Consider the following 19,374-nt stretch of genomic DNA (forward strand, 5'->3'; position numbering starts at 1 on the left):
TGTCAACTTGATGACGGCTGGCTGACGAGCCGGCCCGATAGCCTCGATCCACCGTGACCACCGCAGTCCCCGACGGGGCGAACGCTCATCAGGACGCCGGCCGCCCCGTCGCGCCACCGGTGGTCGCGGTGGTCGTCGTCCACGAGCCCGGGGCCTGGTTCACCGAGACGCTCGAGTCACTGGCCCGTCAGGACTACCCCAACCTCAACACCCTCTTCCTCGTGGCCGGCGGCACCACCGATGCCGACGGTACCGACATCGGTCAGCGCATCCGGGCCACGCTGCCGACGGCGTTCATTCGCATCGTCGAGGGCGGACCGAGCGGCGGGCCGGGCTTCGGACCCACCGCCAATGCCGTCCTCGACGTGGTCGAGGGCGACAGCGGCTTCTTCTGCATCTGCCACGACGATGTTGCGCTGGCGGCCGACGTCATCCGGCTGATGGTCGAGGAGCTGTACCGCTCGAACGCCGGCATCGTCGGGCCCAAGCTCGTCAGCTGGGACAACGCCCGGCTCCTCCAGGACGTCGGCCTCGACGTCGATCGCTTCGGCGAACCGGCATCCCGCGTCGAGCCGGGCGAGTTCGACCAGGAGCAGGCCGACGCCGTGGGTGACGTGTTCGCCGTGCCGTCGGCATGCATGCTCGTGCGCGCCGATCTCTTCCGGGCGCTCGGCGGGTTCGACGACTCGATGCGCTTCCACGGCGAGGACGTCGATCTCGGATGGCGGGCCCACATCACCGGGGCCCGGGTGGTGGTCGCCCCCTCGGCGCGTGTGCGGCACCGGGGCGAGCTCGAGCTTCGCCGTCCCGACGTCGGCCACGCGGCGATGCGGGCGCGCAACCACATGCGTTCGGCGATGACGCTCACGGCCGGATCACGGCTGCCCCTCCGCATCCTCGAGCTGATCGGCCTGACGATCGTCGAGATCGTGCTCGGCGTGTTCGCCGGCCGGTTCGGCGAGGGGTGGGCCGCCGTGCGCGCCCTCGTCGGCGTCGTCCCCCGGTTCCCCACCTATCTCGCCCGCCGCGGCTCGATCGCCAAGCAGCGCCGCGTGAGCGATCACGAGGTCCACGGCCTCCAATCACGGGGGAGCAACCGCCTGCGGTCGTTCCTCCGCGATCGCGAGATGCGCACGCTCATCGGCGTCGGGGAGACGACCCGCCGGTGGCGGGACCGGTCACTGGCGCCGGTCATCACCTGGGCCGGCGTCACCGTGGCCGTGCTGATCGCCAGCCGTTCGTTGATCAGCGGATCGGTGCCGGTCATCGGCGAGTTCCTCCCGTTCCCGTCGGGCGCCGGCGACCTCTGGCGGGCCTTCACGTCCGGCTGGAACAGCAACGGGCTCGGGGCCACCTCGCCGAATCCGACGGGACTGGCCGCGCTGGCCGCCGGCAGCGTCTTCTGGCTCTTCAACATGTCGCTCGGGCTCACGGCCCTTGTGGTCGGGCTGATCCTGCTCGGCGGGCTCGGGGTGTGGCGGCTCGCCGACCTGTTCCCCTCCAACCGCGAACGCATCGTCGCCCTCGTCACCTACGTGGCGATGCCCCTCGTGCCCGGCGTGGTGTCCACCGGACGGCTCGGTGCGCTGGTGGCCTTCGCTGCCGTGCCGTGGTTCGTGCACCTCCTCCGCGTCTCGGTCGGCATCGGCACCGCCGACCCCGCATCTGCGGCGGTCGACCTGGTCGACGGCATCGTCGAGCTCGAGCCCCGCGAACGCGTCCGTCGCGCCGCCGTCCTCGCCATCGTCGCCGCACTGGCGGCTGCCGTCGCCCCGCCGGTCGTCGTGATCCTCGCCGGCGTCGCCGTCGTCATCGGCCTGTCATCGCTCGCCGCCGGCAGTGGCTGGCGGACCGCCGCCTGGGCCGGCGGTCTCGGTCTCGGCGCCTGCGTCGGCGCCTGGCTCCTCAACGTCCCGGCGTCTACCACCTGGTCGTGGGACAGCCTCAGCTCGGTCTCGCTCGCCGGCCCGACGGGACGGGGGTTGGCCGACGTGGCGGCGATGGACGTGGGCCAGGCCGAGCTCGGGCGGCTCGGATTGGCCCTGTACCTGCCCGTCGTCACCGGCCTGCTGCTCGCTCGCGCGTGGCGCCTCACCTGGTCGGCCCGGGCGGCCGGCCTGGTCATCGCGTTCGGCGCTCTCGCCGTTCTCGAGGATCGCGGCGACCTGCCGATGCGCATGCCCGAGGTCGGCTTCTTGTTGGCCCCGGTAGCGCTCGGCCTCTCGATCGCCGCGGCGAGCGCCGTGTCGTCGTTCTCGTCCGACGTCGCCGGCGGCACGTTCGGCTGGAGGCAGCCGGTCGGTCTGCTCTCTGTCGCCGCCGTCGGCGTCGGTCTGTTCCCATCGCTCCTGTCGATCACCGACGGGTCGTGGTACGCGCCGACCACGACGATGGCCCAGCTGGTCGAGACGCAGATCGCACCGGACGACGAGCTCGGCGACTTCCGCGTGCTCTATCTCGGCGATCCCCGGCTGCTGCCGGGCGCGCCCATCGACGTCGAGCCCGCAGCCGGCGGATTCGGAGAGGGGATCGGCATGCTCCTCACCGAACCCGGCCTGCCCGGCATCGCCGACCGGTGGGTCGCACCGCACACCGACGCCGACGACGCCCTGCGCGCGGCCCTCGCCGACATCGGCGGGAACGTCACCCAGCGCGGCGGTCGGTTGCTCGCCCCGTTCGGCATCCGCTTCATCGTCGTCCCCGTCTACGACGGCGCCGTGTCGACCCCCGAGCATCCCGTCGACGTCCCGAGCGGCCTGCTCGGCGCCCTCGGCGCCCAGCTCGACCTCGAGCTGCGCTACAGCGCGCCGAACTTCGTCCTCTACGAGAATCGCTCGGCGTACCCGGCGGCGGCCCTGTTCACGGGCGCGGCGGCGGGGAGCGCGGTGGCCCAGACGCCGGCCGAGCTGGTGCGGGCCGACCTCACGTCGGGGACGGCAGCGCTGGGGACCGTGCTCGACGACCGATCCGGGACGGGCACGCTCGAGGCCGGCGTCTTCCAGCTGGCCGTCCCGTTCGACGACAACTGGACGCTGACCGTGAACGGCGAGAACATCGCTCCCCGGGTGGGGCTGGGCGCGATGACCGCGTTCGACATCCCCGCCGCCGGCCCCGCCGAGCTCAGCTACGAGCAGCCCGGTTCGCGTCGAACCCAGCTCTTGCTCCAGGGACTCCTGTGGGTCGCCGCGCTCGTCGTCGCCAGCCGCCTGCGCACGCCTGGGTGGCTCGGCCGGGCCCTCGGCCGGCGCAGCGGTGTCGGCGGTGACGAGGAGGCGATCGAGCTCGACGAGCTGTCCGACACCCGGCCGCTGCACGACGACGACCCGACGCGCGTCCAGCCGCGGCTGCGACCGATCGAGCGCACCGAGCTGGCCGAGCCGATGGACCCGCTCTTCGGCGATGTGCCCCTCGCCGGGCTGGCGATCGCCGACGTCGACGAGGACGACCACCGGGCGGCGTGGGTCGACGAGATGTTCGACGACGACGCCGATGACGACGATCCGATGCCGTTCGGCCCGGACGAGAGGGGCGGCGCGTGATCCTGCGGCGCCTTCCCATGCTCGCTGTCGCCGTGGTCGGCATCATCGTGATGGTCGTCGTGGCCCGCGACACTGCGACCACCGTCGATCCGGTCTTCTCCGAGGTGGCCTCGCCGTGGATGCCGTCGGCGCCGGCGCCGGGCGGATTGAGCAGCACGTGGTACTGCCCGGGCGTGCCCGCCGGTGCGCCGGCCGAACCGGCCGCCGACACGCCCACCAGCGAACCGGCGGGAGACGACACCGACGCCGCGGCCGGCGAGTCCGCCGCCGACACGGTGGACACCGAGCGCATCGCCGGCGAGGTGTGGGTGTTCAATCCTGACGGCGACACGATGAACGGCACGATCACGGTGCTCACCGCGAGCGAGGACCAGCAGCTCGTCCAGCCGTTCAGCATCCCGGCGTACGCCTCCCACGAGTTCGACATCGACGAGCTCGTCGACACGCCGTACGCAGCGGCCGTCGTCGAGATCCAGGGCGGTGGCGGCCTGGTCGAGCAGCGCTCGACGTGGCCGCTGCGGCAGACGTCGATCGGTGAGTCGGTCGCCGCGTGCACCAACAGCCCGGCGTCGCAGTGGTACTTCGCCACCGGCGACACCAGCGAGGGCAGCCAGGACCTCATCGTGCTGTCGAACCCGCACGACCATGCGGCGGTCGTCGACATCATGCTGGAGACGAGCCGAGGCAATCGCCCGATCGAGTCGTTCACCGTGCCCGCCAAGTCGGTCCGCACGATCGACCTGCGCGAGCACACCGTCGACGACGAGATCAACGTCGGCGTCAGCATCGTCGCCGCCCGCGGCAGCCTCGTCGCCGGCCGCGCCCAGTACTGGGACACCGAGAGCCGCGACGGCTACTCGATGGTGCTGGGGGCCCCGGCCCTGCGCAACCTGTGGTGGTTCGCCGCCGGCGAGAACGCCGAGAGCGTGACCGCCGAGTATGCGATCTTCAACCCCAACGACTTCGGTATCCAGGTGAGGCCCATCCCGCTCGGCTTCGAGAGCCCCACCGACGGCTCCTACGCGCCGCCGGAACCGATCCCGGTGGGCGCCGGTGACGTCGTCGCGTTCCTGCTCAGCGACGTGCCCAACATCCCCGAGGGTTTGGTCTCGATGGCCTTCACGTCCGAGGAGCCGAGCCAGACGTTCGTCGTCGAACGGACGCTGACCCGCACGATCCAGGGCATCAGCACCTCGTCGGTCACCCCGGGGGGCACGGCGCGCGAGGACGGCTACGTGGCCAACACGTGGTACATGGGGCTCGGGCCCCACGAGGCGACCACCGCCGGTCTGATCGTGCAGAACACCGAGGCGGTCGCCGCCACGGTCACCGTTCAGGCGATCCGTGCCGACGGCGTGGTGAACGTCGAGGGTCTCGACGCCGTGGCGCTCCCCGACGAGGGCACGGTGGCGATCGACATCCCCGAGTCGGCGGTGGGCGTACCGCTCATCGTGCGGTCGACGTCGCGGGTCTTCGTCGAGCGGGTGCTGCCCCGTGAGTCGGGCGCCCAGGGCCGAGTCGCCAGCTGGCTGGTCCCGGCCGCTTGACCCGGTCACCCCGGCCGATACCCTCACGCCGTGGAACGGTTGTTGATCGCGCTGGCGATCGGAGTGGTCGCCGGCCTGTTCGCCCTGTGGCTGCGCCGTCGCCGCACGGTCGACGCGCCGACTGGCGGGGCCGGCAGGGTCCCCACCCAGCTCGATCGGGCCGACTTCCCCCGGCCCGACGCGCCGTGGTTGGTCGCCGTGTTCACGTCGGCCACGTGCGACGCGTGCAAGGACGTGCGGTCGAAGGTGGAGATCCTCGAGAGCGAGGACGTGGCCGTGGTCGCCGTCGAGTTCCCGACCGACCGCGAGACCCACAAGCGCTACGGCATCGATTCGGTGCCGCTGGTGGTGATCGCCGGCGCCGACGGCGTGGTGCAACGCCACTTCCTGGGCCCGGTCACGGCGACCGATCTGTGGGCCGCCGTCGCCGCCGAACGCACCCCCGACTGAGCGACGCGCGCAGCGAGTCGCTGTTCTGCATCTGGGCGCGAATCGTGACGGTCAGCCGTCACGATGCGCGCCCAGAAGCCTGGATGCCGCGGACCGAGCGGGTGATGACGGCAACGACCCACTTCGGCTGACGGGTCAGCTGCCGCCACGTGATCGGCACGACGAGGTAGCCGGCGGCGGCGAGGTCGGCCTTCTTGCGCCGGTCACGCTCGAAGTCCTCGCGGCGCTTGTCGTGGAACTCGAGGCTGTCGCACTCGATCACGACGTTGGTGCCGTCGACGAGGAAGTCCACCTCGTAGCCGGCGCAGATCGCGTGGAACGTCATCGGTGGCAACGGGAACCGGGAGCGAAGCTTCTTCATCTCGATCTCCAGGTCGCTGTCGAGCAGCTTGCCGTCGAGGAGCCACTCCTCGAGGGCGCCGCGGAGGGCGACGACACCGTGGCGTCCCTTGCGCGAATGGGCGCGGGTGGCCCAGTGCAGCGCGGCGCCCGATGCCAACCGTTCGGTGAAGACGTGCCCGACGGCGGCGTGGACGCTCTCGGCGTCGACGGCACCGAGGTCGGTGAGGCAGCGCAGCAGCTTGGACGTGGGGATGCCGTGACGCCACACCGGATCGAGGTCGACGCGGTCGCGGGGTCGGTGCATCACGACGCCGTCGAGCTCCTTCGGGTGCCGTGTGCGGCTCGGTGTCATCACGTCGATCGGGTCGGTCACCGGTCGCGGGATGCCCCACAGCTCGCACGCCGTGCGATGGGAGGCATGGGCACCAGGACCAGCCGCCAGGACCGCGGCATGGATCCGCTGCAGCCTGGAGGTGGGCGAGGTGGCGACGCGCGCCACCCCCGGATGGATGAGGACGAGGAGCCCCGACTCGACCGCCCGGTACCACGTGCGTCGTGACTGACCCGACGCGAGGACGGCGTCAAGGGTGACGAGGCCGTGATGCCGACGGGCGAAGGTCTCGAGCAGTTGGAGGTTCACACCTCCCCGGAGCGCGCCCGCACACGCGAAACGGAAAAGGATGTTTCGCGGCGCAGGACGCCGAAGCCGAATTGGCACGGAACGCGCCCAGAAGCTGGGCGCTCAGAGGTGGGATTCGGTGAAGTTGAGGTTGAGGGTGATGGGGGAGCCGTCGCCGGTCTCGGCGAGCCCCTGCTGGATGAGCCGGGCGACCTCGCGGCCGTCGATGGTCTCCTGCTCGAGCAGCGCCTCGGCGATCAGCTCGAGACCGCGGCGGTGCTTGGTGAGCAGCGCCTGGGCCCGGGCCTCCTGATCGGTGAGGATGCGGGCGATCTCCTCGTCGAGCAGCTTGGCCGTGTCGTCGGAGTACTCGCGGCCGGCCGACATCAGATCCTCGCCGAGGAAGACCTGCTGCTGGCTGCTCCACGCCATCGGGCCGACACGGTCGCTCATGCCCCACTCGCGCACCATGCGGCGGGCGATGCCGGTGGCCTGCTCGAGGTCGTTGGCGGCGCCCGAGTTGACGTGGTCGAAGACGAGCTTTTCGGCGACGCGGCCACCCATCGCCTTGCAGATCGTGTCCTCGAAGAACTCCTTCGAGTACGTGTGGCGCTCCTGCGGCAGGCTCCACGTGACGCCGAGCGCCATGCCGCGGGGGAGGATGGTGACCTTGTGCAGCGGATCGCCGTGGGGGAGCACCGTCGACAGCAGGGCGTGGCCGCCCTCGTGGAACGCCGTGGCCTTACGCTCGTCGGCCGACATCACGAGGCTCTCGCGCTGGGCGCCGAGCACGACGCGGTCGCGGGCGTTCTCGAAGTCGATGCGGGCGATCTCCTTGGAGCCGCGCCGCACGGCGACGAGCGCCGCCTCGTTGACGAGGTTGGCCAGGTCGGCACCGGACATGCCCGGCGTGGCCCTGGCCATCGTGGCCAGGTCGACGTCGGCGCCGATGCGCTTGTCACGGGCGTGCACCTCGAGGATCGCCTTGCGCTCCTCGAACTCGGGGAGCGGCACGACGATCTGGCGGTCGAAGCGGCCCGGGCGCAGGAGCGCCGGGTCGAGGATGTCGGGCCGGTTGGTGGCGGCGAGGATGACGATGCCCTCGGCGGTCTCGAAGCCGTCCATCTCCGACAGCATCTGGTTGAGCGTCTGCTCGCGCTCGTCGTGGCCGCCGCCGAGACCGGCACCGCGCTTGCGGCCGATCGAGTCGATCTCGTCGATGAAGATGATCGCCCGGCCCATGCGACGGGCCTGCTGGAACAGGTCGCGGACCCGGCTGGCGCCGACGCCCACGAACATCTCCATGAAGTCCGAACCGGTGACCGAGAGGAAGCCGACACCGGCCTCGCCGGCGACGGCGCGGGCGAACAGCGTCTTGCCGGTTCCCGGAGGGCCGACCAGCAGCATGCCCTTGGGCACGCGCGCCCCGATCTCCCGGAACCGCTCGGGCATGCGCAGGAAGTCGACCACCTCGGTGATCTCCTGCTTCACGCCCTCGTAGCCGGCGATGTCGGCGAACGTCGTGGACGGCTTGTCCTGCGAATAGGCCTTGGCCCGGCTGCGGCCGATGGACATGACGTTGCCCATCTGCCCGGCGGCCCGGCGCTGCATCCACACGAAGAAGCCGATGATCAGCAGCACGGGCAGCAGCAGCCCGGCGATGCTCAGGAACCAGTTGCTGCTCGGCGTCTTGAACTCGAAGTCGACGTCGTTCTCACGGAACAGGTTGATGTCCTGCTCGGACACCACGGGATCGCTCGACCCGGTGGTGCGGAACTCGGTGCCGTCGGTGAACTCGCCGGTGATCGTGCTGCTCGAGTTGTTGATCGTGATGTTGGAGACCTCGCCCTGACGGACCGAGGTGAGGAACTCGTTGTAGGTGATCTTGTCGCCCTCGTCGCGAGGCCACATGCTGGGCACCAGCAGGGCGAGGGCGAGGACGGCGGCGAGCACGTAGAGCGCCCAGCGGGGGAAGCCAGGACGCTTGGGCGGCTCGCCGTTGCCACCACCGTTGGACTGGTTGGGCCGGCGATCACCGCGGTCGAAGGGATTGCGAGGGGGGCCACCACCGGCCTGGCCGCGGCCCGGGGGCGGCGGGGGAGGCGGCGGAGGGAGGTTACTCATGTCCCCAGGATACGCCCGCTGTCGGGCAGCCAGACGGCGAGCAACCCATTCCCAGCGAGCTCCAAGGTTCGGGATCCGCGCCGAGCCCCCGGTGCATCCCCTACTGTTCCGCCTCGTGAGTCAGTCGTTTGGCGCTCCGCGAGTTCATCGGCAGTGTTCCCGGCCCACGTGCTCGGCGGCCGCCGTCGTCACCCTCACGTACGAGTACCGGGCATCACAGGTCTGGCTCGACGAGCTGACGGCCGAGCGTGATCCCCACGACTACGACCTCTGCCGGCGTCACGCCGAGCAGCTCAAGGTGCCGCTCGGCTGGCATCTGCTCGACCGTCGTCTCAGCGCGGCTGCGGTCTCTCGCGATCTCCTCGCCGGCTGAGCGGGCCGGTCCGTCCCTGCCCGCGCCCCAGCGTGCGGCGTCGGTAGGTTGGTTGGCCGTGCCACTCCAGCCCCGACGAACAGCGCTGCGCAGTGCCGGGGGGCGTATCGACGTCCCGGTCGCCGCAGCCGTCTGGGTGTGCGGATGGCTGGTCGCGCAGGTCGCCGGCGTCATCGTGCTGTCCGCCGCCGGCTACGAGAACGTCGACGAGGCGGCCATCTGGGCGCTCTTCCTCGCCCAGTGTCTCGGCTGGTCGGCGATGATCGGTGGCCTCGTGTTCGCCTCACGCGCGGCCGGCACCGGGAGCTTCGCCGCCGACTACGGCGTCCGCGTCAAGCCGGTCGACGTGCTCGGCGTGCCGATCGGCGTGCTCACCCAACTCGTCGTGCTCCCGCTCGTGTACCTCCCGCTCGACCATTTCTGGCCGGCGACGTTCAACGAGGACAAGCTGTCCGAGACGGCCAAGGATCTGGTGGACCGAGCCGGCGGTGGGTCGGCGGTGCTGCTCGTGCTGATGGTGTGCGTCGGCGCACCGATCGTCGAGGAGCTCGTCTACCGCGGCATGATCCAGGGCTCGCTGGCGGCCCGCATCGATCCGGTGGCCGCCTGGGTCATCGCGTCGGCGTTCTTCATGCTCATCCACTTCAAGCCGGTGGAGTACCCGGGCCTGTTGGCCGCCGGGCTGGTCTTCGGCGCCTGTCTGCTCGCCACCGGTCGGATCGGCCCGGCGATCGCCGCCCACGTCGGGTTCAACGTCACCGGGCTGATACTCGCCTACAACTGATGCCGGTCACCTGATGCCTGCCGACGAAGCGCCACCGGACGTCGACCCCGACGCACCCGATTTCGCCGAGCAGTTCGACCGCGTGTTCGGACCGCCCTCGGACGCCCCGTCGATCGATCAGCTGCTCGCCGCCGCGCCGGCGGCGAGTACCGAACTGGTACCGGCGTCGACCGCGTCGACCGCGTCGTCTTCGTCGACTTCGTCGACTTCGTCGACCGCGCTCGTCCCGGCGCCACCGCCGTGGACCGACCCCGACCCCACGCCGCCGGTCCCCGAGGAGATCGAACGACCCCGTCCGCTCGCCGCCCGCGCCGTGCTCCGGGTGTTGCGCCGACCGTTGCGGTGGGCCCGTGCGCCCTGGCCGGCCGACCGCATCGTCCGCACGCTGTTCACCGCCGCCACCCTCGCGGTCACCACGTGGGTGATGATGCGGGTGATCCACTTCAACCCGCTCTACGCCATCGGCGATCGCGTGTCGTGGCTCGGCTGGCTGCGCAACGTGGGCGGCGAGGATCTGATCTTCCTCGACAGCACGCCCGCCGGCGGCGACATGGGTGCCCACGTCTGGACGCCCGCCTACCTGCGCGACCATCTCATCCCCAACGGACAGCTCAGCGGTTGGAGCATGGACTGGTACGCCGGGCTGCCCGTCTACCGCTTCTACATGGTCACGCCGGCCCTCGCCATCGTGATGCTCGACTCGTTCCTCCCCTACGGCGTCGCCTTCAAGGTGGTGGCGATGTCGGGGATGCTGTCCTTGCCGTTCTGCTGCTGGGCGTTCGGGCGGCTCGCCCGCTTCCGCTATCCGATGCCCGAGCTGTTCGCGTTCGCCGGGCTGTGCTTCGTGCTCAACGAGAGCTACTACCTCCTCGGCGGCAACGTGAAGTCGACCATGGCCGGCGAGTTCTCCTTCTCGATCGCCATCAGCTGCATGATGCTGGGCCTCGGCCTGCTCATCCGCGGTCTCGAGACCGGCAAGCACATGGCGTGGGCGGCGGCGATGCTGGCGCTGGCGTGTCTCAGTCACGGCATCGTCCTGATCTACACGGCGATCGCGGCGATGGCGATCGTCGCCTGCCGGTCCGGGGCCGATGTGACCGCGATCTTCCAGAAGGCGGCGGGTCCCGTCCGCGACGCGCTCCGTCAGCGCGCCGTGCGGCGCTTCCTGTACGCCCTCGGCGTCGGCGGACTCGCCGTCGCGCTGTCCGCGTTCTGGGTCGGGCCGTTCCTGTTCAACCACCAGTACATGACGGAGACGAAGTACGCCGCCGAGCCGAGCATCATGTACTCGTCGTTCTGGGAGATGCTCTTCGACCAGAAGCTGCCGCTCGACATCGCGATCAACACCCTCGCCGTCGTCGGCGTCGTGCTGGCGGTGGTCCGTCGCCACGTCTACACGGTCGCGATCGGCATCTCGATGGCCGTCGGGATCGCCCTCGTGTACCTCACCCGGGACAGCCTCCCGCTCATCGGATTGCTGTGGAACCCGCGCGTCCTGCCGTTCGTGTACCTGGTGCGCTACCTCCTGATGATGATCGGCGCGTTCGAGGTGGTGTCGCTCGCCGCAAACGTGGTGCGCAACCGCCCGGCGCGGACGCCTGCCTCCACGGCTGCCGGCACGATCGGGCTGGCCACGAGCGGGCTGCTCGTACTGATCGTGATCGGCTTCGCGTACCAGGTGCTCCCGGGCGGCGGGTTCATCACCGACGACGGGGAGCGCGTGTACGCCTGGGGCCCGATCCACGCGCCGGCCGGCGAGACGAAGGGCACGGAGGGGGAGGGCTGGACGGCGTACAACTTCCGGGGCTACGAGGCCGTCAGCCTCTATCCCGAGTACCACGACCTGATCCAGACGATGGCCGGTCTCGGCGACGACCCGACGTACGGCTGCGGTCGCGCGCTCTACGAGAACAACAGCGAGCTCAACAAGAAGTACGGCTCGTCGTTCGCCCTCCAGCTGCTGCCGTTCTGGACCGACGGGTGCATCGGCTCGTCGGAGGGCGTGTACTTCGAGGCGTCGGGCACGACGCCCTACCACTTCCTCACCTCGGCGGCGATGTCCGACAAGTCGTCGCACACCGTGCGCCAGCTGCGGTACACCGACAACGACGCCGCCGTCGGGGTGCCGTACCTCCAGGCCCTCGGTATCCGCTATCTGATGGTGCGCACCGAGGATGCCGTCGCCGAGGCCGCCGAGCAGCCAGAGCTGACCGAGATCGCCACGAGCGGACCGTGGCACATCTACCAGGTCGCCGACTCCGACATCGTGGTGCCGCTGACGGTCCAGCCGGTGGTGGTGAACCCGCGCGGTGGCGATCAGCGCGAGCGGCATCTCGAACTGGGCACGTCGTGGTTCCAGCACCGCGACGAGTGGGCCGCCCTGCCCGCCGACAGTGGTCCGGCCGAGTGGCAGCGCATCGACGTCGAGGTCGACGAGGATCGCCACGTGGACAACCGGGTGGACATCGTGCAGCCGGTGCAGGAGATCGACCCGGTTGCCCTCGACCCCGTGGTGGTGTCCAACGTCGACATCGGCGAGCAGTCGGTGGAGTTCGACGTCGATCGTCCCGGTGTGCCGATCCTCGTGCGGGTGAGCTACTTCCCCAACTGGACCGTCGAGGGGGCGGACGGCCCCTATCGCGTGGCGCCGAACTTCATGGTGGTGGTGCCCACCGACACCCACGTGCGGCTCGACTTCGGCCGCTCGACGCTCGACCTCGTCTTCAACGGTGTCACGCTGCTCGGCATCGTGCTGGCGGTCGTCGCCATCGTGAAGGGTCCCGTGCGCTTCACGCCGCAGCAGCGCAACTGACCCTCGGTTCCGCCCCGTGCCTGCAATGATGGACGACTGTCATGAACGACGTGCTGTCTGAGCCACGCGCGCCCGCGGACTGGGCCCCACGCAACGATGCCGAGCCCGCCGCGGCGGATGACGCGTGGTTCGCCCGCGCCGGCCGGCGCATCATCCGCCGGCCTCGCACGTGGGTGCGCAGCCCGTGGCCCGACGACCGCATCATCCGCACCGCGGTGACCGTGGCGACGCTCGTCGTCACCACGTTCATCATGATGCGCATCGTCCACTTCAACCCGTTCGCCTGGGCGAATCTCGGTGACGACGACCTGATCTTCGACCGGACCACGCCGACCGGCGGCGACATGGGCGCCCACGTGTGGGGCCCGGCGTTCCTGCGCGACTACCTGCTCCCCAACGGGCAGCTGTCGGGGTGGAGCATGGACTGGTACTCGGGGTTCCCGATCTACCGCTTCTACATGCTGATCCCTGCGCTCGCCATCGTCGGGCTCGACGTGTTCCTGCCCTATGGCGTGGCGTTCAAGGTCGTCGCCGTCTCGGGCCTCGTGACCCTTCCGGCCTGCTGCTGGGCGTTCGGCCGCCTCGCCCGGTTCCGCTATCCGATGCCCGAGCTGTTCGCCTTCGCCGGGCTGTGCTTCCTGCTCAACGAGAGCTACGACATCTACGGCGGCAACGTGCTGTCGACGATGGCGGGCGAGTTCTCGTTCTCGATCGCCGTCAGCTTCATGATGCTCGGGCTCGGCACCCTGTGCCGGGCGCTCGACACGGGCAAGTACACCGTGTGGGCGGCGTCGCTCCTGGCGCTCGCCTGCCTCAGTCACGGCATCGTGCTGATCTACACGATGCTCGGTGCCCTCATCATCGTCGTGTGCCGGAGCGGCGCGGACCTGTGGCGCTTGTTCACCCGAGTGGTCAGTGGGGTGGTCGCCCAGGCGTCGGGAGCCGCCGGCGAGGTCGCCCGCCGCGCCAGTCAGCAGACGATCGTCTACCTGCTGCTCATGTCGCCGGCTGCGGTGGCCCTCACCGTGCTTCTCGCCCAGATGAGCTCGGCGCTCTACGTCTTGACGGCGGTTGTGGTGCTCGCCGCCGTCGTCCTGCTCGTCGTCCTGTGCGTGCAACTCGGCCTGTCGCTGCCGGAGAACCGCCTTTTCGTCAAGCGGCTCGCCTTCGCCGCCGTGATCGGCGCCCTCACCCTGGCGCTCTCCGCCTTCTGGGTCGGCCCCTTCCTCTTCAACCACCAGTACATGACCGACATGAAGTACGCGCCGTACCCGGAGGATGCTCCGGCGGCGTGGGGGTCGTACTGGGAGATGCTGTTCGACCAGAAGCCGGCCATCGACTTCATCGTCAACTCGCTGGCCATCTTCGGCATGTTCGCCATGGTGCTGCGCCGTCACGTGTACGGCATCGCCCTCGGCCTGACGGTCATCGTGGCCGGGGCGATGGTCTACCTCGCCCACGACGGGCTGCCGATCATCGGGCTGCTCTGGAACCCGCGCGTCCTGCCCTGGCTCTACCTCACCCGCTACCTGATGATGATGGTCGGCGCCGCCGAGCTCGGCGGGTTCCTCGTCAATGCCGTCCGCAACCGCCCGGCCCGCGCCGAGCAGGGGGTCGGTGCCGCGTCGATCACGTTCGCGATCGCCGCCCTCGTCGTGCTCGTGATCTTCGGCTGGGTGTACCAGGTGCTCCCGTTCGGCACGCACAAGTCGGTGCAGGACGCGGCCTCGCAGCAAACGGTGCGCGAGTACGCCTGGGGGCCGGCCAGGGCCCGCACCACCTACAACAACTGGGACCGCGCGCGCGGCTGGACCGCGTACAACTTCCAAGGCTACGAGGGCCGCGACTCGTATCCCGAGTACTACGACCTGATGCAGACGATGGCGGGAATCGGCGCCGATCCCGACCTCGGCTGCGGCCGCGCGATGTGGGAGCGCCTCGACGACAAGAGCGACCGGGCGTACGGCACGTCGATGGCCCTGATGCTGCTGCCGTACTGGACCGACGGCTGCATCGCCTCGTCGGAGGGTCTGTTCTTCGAGGCGTCGGGCACCACGCCGTACCACTTCATCGCCGTCGACGCGATGTCCACCAATGCCGGCAGCCCGGTCCGCCAGGTTCGCGAGACCATCGGCGACGCGGCGATCGGTGTGCCGCTCGTCCAGGCCCTCGGGATCAACTACGTGATGGTGGCGACGCCGGAGGCGATCGCCGATGCCGACGCCCAGCCCGAGCTGACGCCGATCACCACGAGCGGACCGTGGCACATCTACGCCGTCGCTGGGTCCGACCTCGTCGTCCCGCTCGACACCGAGCCGGTCGTCGTCAACGAACGGACCGGCGACCAGCGAGAGTGCTGGCTCGAGCTGGGCACGTCGTGGTTCCAGCAACGCAGCGAGTGGGCGGCGCTTCCGGCCGCCGACGGGCCCGACGAGTGGCAGCGCATCGACGTCGCCGTCGATCCCGCCCGCCAGGAGCCGCAGGGGCAGGGCACCGATGAATGTGGCGACCCGACGTCGTCGACGACGCGGCGGGTCAACATCGTGCAGCCGGCCTCCGAGTTCCAGGCCCGCCAGCTCGACGAGGTCACCGTCACCAACGTCGTGCAGGAGCAGCAGTCGGTGTCGTTCGACGTCGACCAGATCGGTGTCCCGGTCCTCGTCCGCGTCAGCTACTTCCCGAACTGGAACGTCGAGGGTGCCGACGGGCCGTATCGCGTCGCCCCCAACTTCATGGTCGTGGTCCCGACATCCGAGCACGTCGAGCTGACGTACGACTCGCGCTCGACGCTCGACTGGGTGTTCTACGGGATGACCATCATCGGTCTGGCGGCTGCCGTGGTGATCCGCATCCGGGGTTCGGTCCGCTTCCCCCGCCTCGACGGGGCGGCCACCGTCGGGGCCGGCACCCTCGCCGTGACGCCGATGATCCCGACCGCCGGTCCGTCGGCGCCTCCGCCGGCCGAGCCCGAGCCAAAGTCCGAGCCCGAGCCTGACCGGCTCCTGAGTTCGCCGCCGCCACCCACACCCCTCCCACCGGGCTCCGCCGGCGCCCTCCCCGCCGCTCCCGCACCCCCGCCGCCCATACCTCCTGCCACACCACCTCCCACACCCGACTGGTCGTCGTTCGATCGTCCCGACGAACCCGACGATTCCCGATGACACCGGCGCCGACCGGAGCAGTCAGCGGTGGCGCGGGGTAGCTTGTTGGCCGTCATGTCCGTACTCGACGAGATCGTCAAGGCGTACGACATCCGTGGCACGTTCCCCGATCAGCTCAACGCCGAGATCGCCCGCGCCCTTGGTGTCGCCTTCGCCCGCCGTGCCGGTGGCACCACGTCTGCCGGAGCCATCCTGGTCGCGCGCGACATGCGCCCGTCCGGACCCGAGCTGGTCGATGCGTTCATCGACGGTGTCCGGGCCCAGGGCGTGGACGCCATCGAGCTCGGCCTGGCGTCGTCCGACCTCCTCTACTACGCCTCGGGCAGCCGCGACCTGCCCGGTGCGATCTTCACGGCATCGCACAACCCCGCCGAGTACAACGGCATCAAGTTCTGCCTCGCTGGTGCCAAGCCCGTCGACCTCACCGAGATCAAAGAGATCGCGGACGAGGTGCTCGATGGCCGCGGTCCCGCTCCGGCGTCGTCGCCCGGCCGGCGGCACAGCGAGAACCTGCTGCCCGACTTCGTCGAGCACGTCGTGTCGTTCGTCGACATCGACAAGCTGCGACCGCGCCGTGTGGTTGCCGACACCGCCAACGGCATGGGCGGCCTCGTCGTCCCTGCGGTGTTCGAGCGTCTCGGCGTCTTCGATCTCGAGGTGATGTACGGCGAGCTCGACGGCACGTTCCCGAACCACCCCGCCGACCCGCTGCAGCCCGCCAACCAGACCGACCTGCGGGCTCGCGTCACCGCCGGCAGCTTCGACGTCGGCCTGGCGTTCGACGGCGATGCCGACCGGGTCTTCGTCGTCGACGAGACCGGGGCCGGCATGAGCGGTTCGACCACCACGGCGATGCTGTCGGTGGCCACCTTGCGTACGAACCCGGGCGCCACGATCCTCCACAACCTGATCTGCTCCAAGGCCGTGCCCGAGGTGATCCGCGAGCACGGGGGTGTGCCCATCCGCACCCGCGTCGGCCACTCGTTCATCAAGCAGCGCATGGCGGAGACCGGGGCGGTCTTCGGTGGTGAGCACTCCGCGCACTACTACTTCGCCCGCAACTACGGCGCCGACTCCGGCCTCATCGCCACGGTCCAGCTGCTCGGCGAGCTCACCCGTGGTGAGGACGTGCTGTCGAAGGTCCGTGTGCCCTTCGAGCGCTACTCGCAGAGCGGCGAGATCAACTCGCGCGTCGACGACGTCGAGGCGGTGACGCAACGGGTCAGCCAGGCGCTCAGCAGCGGCAAGCAGGACAACCTCGACGGTCTCACCGTGGAGTTCCCGACGTGGTGGTTCAACCTGCGCCCGTCGAACACGGAACCACTGCTCCGCCTCAACCTCGAGGCCGAGACCCGCGACGAGTGCGACACGCGCGTCGCCGAGCTCCTCCTGCTCATCACCAGCTGAGGACACGTGGCGCCGGGGGCGTTCGCAACCCGGGCCGGTCGCGGCAGACTGGTCGGCCTATGGCCGTCGCTCCGGAACTGCTCGCCCTGCTCGCCTGTCCCGAGGACAAAGGCCCCCTGTACTACCTGGAGGACCTCGAAGTCCTCTACAATCCTCGGTTGCAGCGGGTGTACAAGGTGCGCGACGGCATTCCGGTGATGCTGGTCGATGAGGCGCAGAGCCTCGAACCCGGTGAGGCCGAGCGGCTCTTCGCTCGCGTCGAAGCCGAGAGCATTCCACCGACGTTCACCGTTCCCGACTGAGGAGTTCCTCACCAATGACCACCACTGCGCCTTCGGGCCACGCAGGCACCCTTGCTGCCGGACACGACTACCGTGTCGCCGACCTCTCGCTCGCCCCGTTCGGCCGCAAGGAGATGCTCCTCGCCGAACACGAGATGCCCGGCCTGATGGCCATCCGCAAGGAGTTCGGCGAGTCCAAGCCGCTCGCCGGCGCTCGCATCTCCGGGTCGCTGCACATGACGATCCAGACCGCCGTGTTGATCGAGACGCTCACCGCGCTCGGTGCCGAGGTGCGCTGGGCAAGCTGCAACATCTTCTCCACTCAGGACCACGCCGCCGCCGCCGTGGTGGTGGGCCCCAACGGCACGCCCGAGAACCCGCAGGGCGTCCCCGTGTTCGCCTGGAAGGGCGAGACGCTCGAGGAGTACTGGTGGTGCACCGAGCAGATGATGACCTGGCCCGGCGGGGACGCCACATCAGGACATGGAGGCAACGGCGCCAACATGATCCTCGACGACGGCGGCGACGCCACGCTGCTGCTGCACAAGGGCGTCGAGTACGAGAAGTCGGGCGAGGTGCCCGATCCGACGTCGGCGTCCAACCCTGAGCTCGCCATCGTCCTCGGCCTGCTCCAGCGGTCGCTGAAGACCGACCCCAACAAGTGGACGCGGATGGCCTCCGGCATCCGCGGCGTCACCGAGGAGACCACCACTGGCGTCAAGCGTCTGTACAAGATGCACGGCGAGGGCGAGCTGCTGTTCCCCGCGATCAACGTCAACGACTCGGTCACCAAGTCGAAGTTCGACAACCTGTACGGCTGCCGTCACTCGCTCGTCGACGCCATCTCGCGTGCCACCGACGTGATGATCGGCGGCAAGGTCGCCGTCGTCTGCGGTTACGGCGACGTCGGCAAGGGCTGCGTGCAGTCGCTGCGCGGCCAGGGCGCCCGCGTCATCGTCACCGAGATCGACCCGATCAACGCCCTGCAGGCGGCGATGGAGGGTCTCGAGGTCAAGCCGCTGGAAGACGTCGTAGACCTCGCCGACATCTTCGTGTCGGCCACCGGCAACACCGACATCATCACCGTCGAGCACATGACGGCGATGAAGCACAACGCGATCGTCTGCAACATCGGACACTTCGACAACGAGATCGACATGGCCGGTTTGTCCCGCTCGGGCGCGACCCGTGACGAGCTCAAGCCGGGCACCGACGTGTGGAAGTTCCCCGACGGTCACCAGATCATCATCCTGGCCGAGGGCCGTCTCGTGAACCTCGGCTGCGCCACGGGGCACCCGAGCTTCGTGATGAGCTGCTCGTTCAGCAACCAGGTGATCGCCCAGATCGAGCTGTTCGCCAACACGGAGAACTACCCGACGGGCGTGTATGTGCTGCCCAAGCACCTCGACGAGAAGGTCGCCCGGCTCCACCTCGACGCCCTCGGCGTGAAGCTCACCAAGCTCACCGACGAGCAGGCCGAGTACCTCGACCTCGACCCCGCCGGCCCCTTCAAGCCCGAGCACTACAGGTACTGAGCGTTCTGGGCGCGTTCCGTGACGGTCAGCGTCGCTGTTCTGTCGCGCAACATCGGTGACACGTGTGTCGCGGAACATGGGTGACAGTTCATGACGTTACCCGGCGGGGTTGGCGGGGGCCGCCGCGGCGTTGGCGGCTGGGTTGGTAGCGGCGGCTGTGGTCGATCTTGAGGTGGCGGACGAGTTCACCGCCGGCGAAGATGGTGGCGTAGAAGGCGTCGACGATCACGATGGCTTCGGTGCCTGCCCAGCGGACACCGACGTGGATCGCCAGGTCGTTGGCGTAGAGCTTGCCGTCGCGGTCGATGATCACGGTCTGGGCGTCGGGCCGGGGGGCGGGATGCTCAAGCGGCTCGGCGGCTGGCGTTGATGCCGGCATCGCTCGCCAGCGGCTGATCGG

The 19,374-nt window shown here is 69.8% G+C and carries 12 protein-coding genes and 1 pseudogene; 10 read left to right on the forward strand and 3 right to left on the reverse strand.

Going from position 1 to position 19,374, the window contains the following annotated elements; all coding sequences use genetic code 11:
* Positions 1–53 precede the first annotated feature (53 nt).
* Genes DN771_RS27330 through DN771_RS27340 form a run of 3 tightly spaced genes read left to right on the forward strand, consistent with a single transcriptional unit; the run spans position 54 to position 5,536 of the window.
* On the forward strand, positions 54–3,539 hold the full coding sequence (locus tag DN771_RS27330; RefSeq protein ID WP_117000746.1) for a glycosyltransferase: 3,486 nt from the start codon (positions 54–56) through the stop codon (positions 3,537–3,539).
* Positions 3,536–5,086 (forward strand): DUF5719 family protein, encoded by a 1,551-nt coding sequence (locus DN771_RS27335; protein ID WP_117000747.1) that lies wholly within the window; start codon positions 3,536–3,538, stop codon positions 5,084–5,086. Before DN771_RS27330 ends, DN771_RS27335 begins: the two co-directional genes overlap by 4 nt.
* Positions 5,087–5,116: 30 nt before the next feature.
* A complete protein-coding gene (locus tag DN771_RS27340; RefSeq protein ID WP_117000748.1) occupies positions 5,117–5,536 on the forward strand; it encodes a thioredoxin domain-containing protein in 420 nt (139 codons plus the stop codon).
* A gap of 58 nt (positions 5,537–5,594) precedes the next feature.
* Here DN771_RS27340 and DN771_RS27345 read toward each other — a convergent pair whose 3' ends face one another.
* Together DN771_RS27345 and ftsH are read right to left on the reverse strand one after the other, a co-directional pair.
* Positions 5,595–6,518: a type IV toxin-antitoxin system AbiEi family antitoxin domain-containing protein gene (locus DN771_RS27345; RefSeq protein WP_162942484.1), complete on the reverse strand. Its 924-nt coding sequence runs from the start codon at positions 6,516–6,518 to the stop codon at positions 5,595–5,597.
* A gap of 102 nt (positions 6,519–6,620) precedes the next feature.
* Positions 6,621–8,621: an ATP-dependent zinc metalloprotease FtsH gene (gene ftsH, locus DN771_RS27350; protein ID WP_117000750.1), complete on the reverse strand. Its 2,001-nt coding sequence runs from the start codon at positions 8,619–8,621 to the stop codon at positions 6,621–6,623.
* Between the two features lie 115 nt (positions 8,622–8,736).
* Here ftsH and DN771_RS27355 point away from each other — a divergent pair, with 115 nt between their 5' ends.
* The 7 genes from DN771_RS27355 to ahcY are packed head-to-tail and all read left to right on the forward strand — an operon-like array spanning position 8,737 to position 18,974.
* Positions 8,737–8,994: a DUF3499 family protein gene (locus tag DN771_RS27355; protein WP_162942485.1), complete on the forward strand. Its 258-nt coding sequence runs from the start codon at positions 8,737–8,739 to the stop codon at positions 8,992–8,994.
* A 58-nt stretch (positions 8,995–9,052) separates the two neighbouring features.
* The gene (locus DN771_RS27360; protein WP_162942486.1) at positions 9,053–9,778 is read left to right on the forward strand and encodes a CPBP family intramembrane glutamic endopeptidase; all 726 of its coding nucleotides are present in this window, start codon (positions 9,053–9,055) and stop codon (positions 9,776–9,778) included.
* A 13-nt stretch (positions 9,779–9,791) separates the two neighbouring features.
* Positions 9,792–12,590, forward strand: coding sequence for a 6-pyruvoyl-tetrahydropterin synthase-related protein (locus DN771_RS27365; RefSeq protein WP_117000753.1), 2,799 nt, complete (start codon positions 9,792–9,794; stop codon positions 12,588–12,590).
* 41 nt (positions 12,591–12,631) lie between these two features.
* Positions 12,632–15,751, forward strand: coding sequence for a hypothetical protein (locus DN771_RS27370; protein WP_117000754.1), 3,120 nt, complete (start codon positions 12,632–12,634; stop codon positions 15,749–15,751).
* Between the two features lie 54 nt (positions 15,752–15,805).
* Positions 15,806–17,158: a phosphohexomutase domain-containing protein gene (locus DN771_RS27375; RefSeq protein WP_117000755.1), complete on the forward strand. Its 1,353-nt coding sequence runs from the start codon at positions 15,806–15,808 to the stop codon at positions 17,156–17,158.
* A 59-nt stretch (positions 17,159–17,217) separates the two neighbouring features.
* Positions 17,218–17,460 (forward strand): Trm112 family protein, encoded by a 243-nt coding sequence (locus DN771_RS27380; protein ID WP_117000756.1) that lies wholly within the window; start codon positions 17,218–17,220, stop codon positions 17,458–17,460.
* Between the two features lie 14 nt (positions 17,461–17,474).
* Positions 17,475–18,974, forward strand: a complete 1,500-nt coding sequence (gene ahcY, locus DN771_RS27385; protein WP_117000757.1) for an adenosylhomocysteinase — start codon at positions 17,475–17,477, stop codon at positions 18,972–18,974.
* An 88-nt stretch (positions 18,975–19,062) separates the two neighbouring features.
* On the opposite strand, the pseudogene DN771_RS27390 reads toward ahcY, so the two are convergent.
* A pseudogene (locus DN771_RS27390) lies at positions 19,063–19,374 on the reverse strand (hypothetical protein); the annotation flags it as partial.

Source organism: Desertimonas flava (assembly GCF_003426815.1).
Taxonomy (GTDB): Bacteria; Actinomycetota; Acidimicrobiia; order Acidimicrobiales; family Ilumatobacteraceae; genus Desertimonas; species Desertimonas flava.

Bases quoted from the DNA above. Each gene is read 5' to 3' on its own strand.
- ftsH (WP_117000750.1), bottom strand. From the start codon at position 8,621: ATGAGTAACCTCCCTCCGCCGCCTCCCCCGCCGCCCCCGGGCCGCGGC.
- DN771_RS27365 (WP_117000753.1), top strand. From the start codon at position 9,792: ATGCCTGCCGACGAAGCGCCACCGGACGTCGACCCCGACGCACCCGAT.
- DN771_RS27370 (WP_117000754.1), top strand. From the start codon at position 12,632: ATGAACGACGTGCTGTCTGAGCCACGCGCGCCCGCGGACTGGGCCCCA.
- DN771_RS27375 (WP_117000755.1), top strand. From the start codon at position 15,806: ATGTCCGTACTCGACGAGATCGTCAAGGCGTACGACATCCGTGGCACG.
- DN771_RS27380 (WP_117000756.1), top strand. From the start codon at position 17,218: ATGGCCGTCGCTCCGGAACTGCTCGCCCTGCTCGCCTGTCCCGAGGAC.
- ahcY (WP_117000757.1), top strand. From the start codon at position 17,475: ATGACCACCACTGCGCCTTCGGGCCACGCAGGCACCCTTGCTGCCGGA.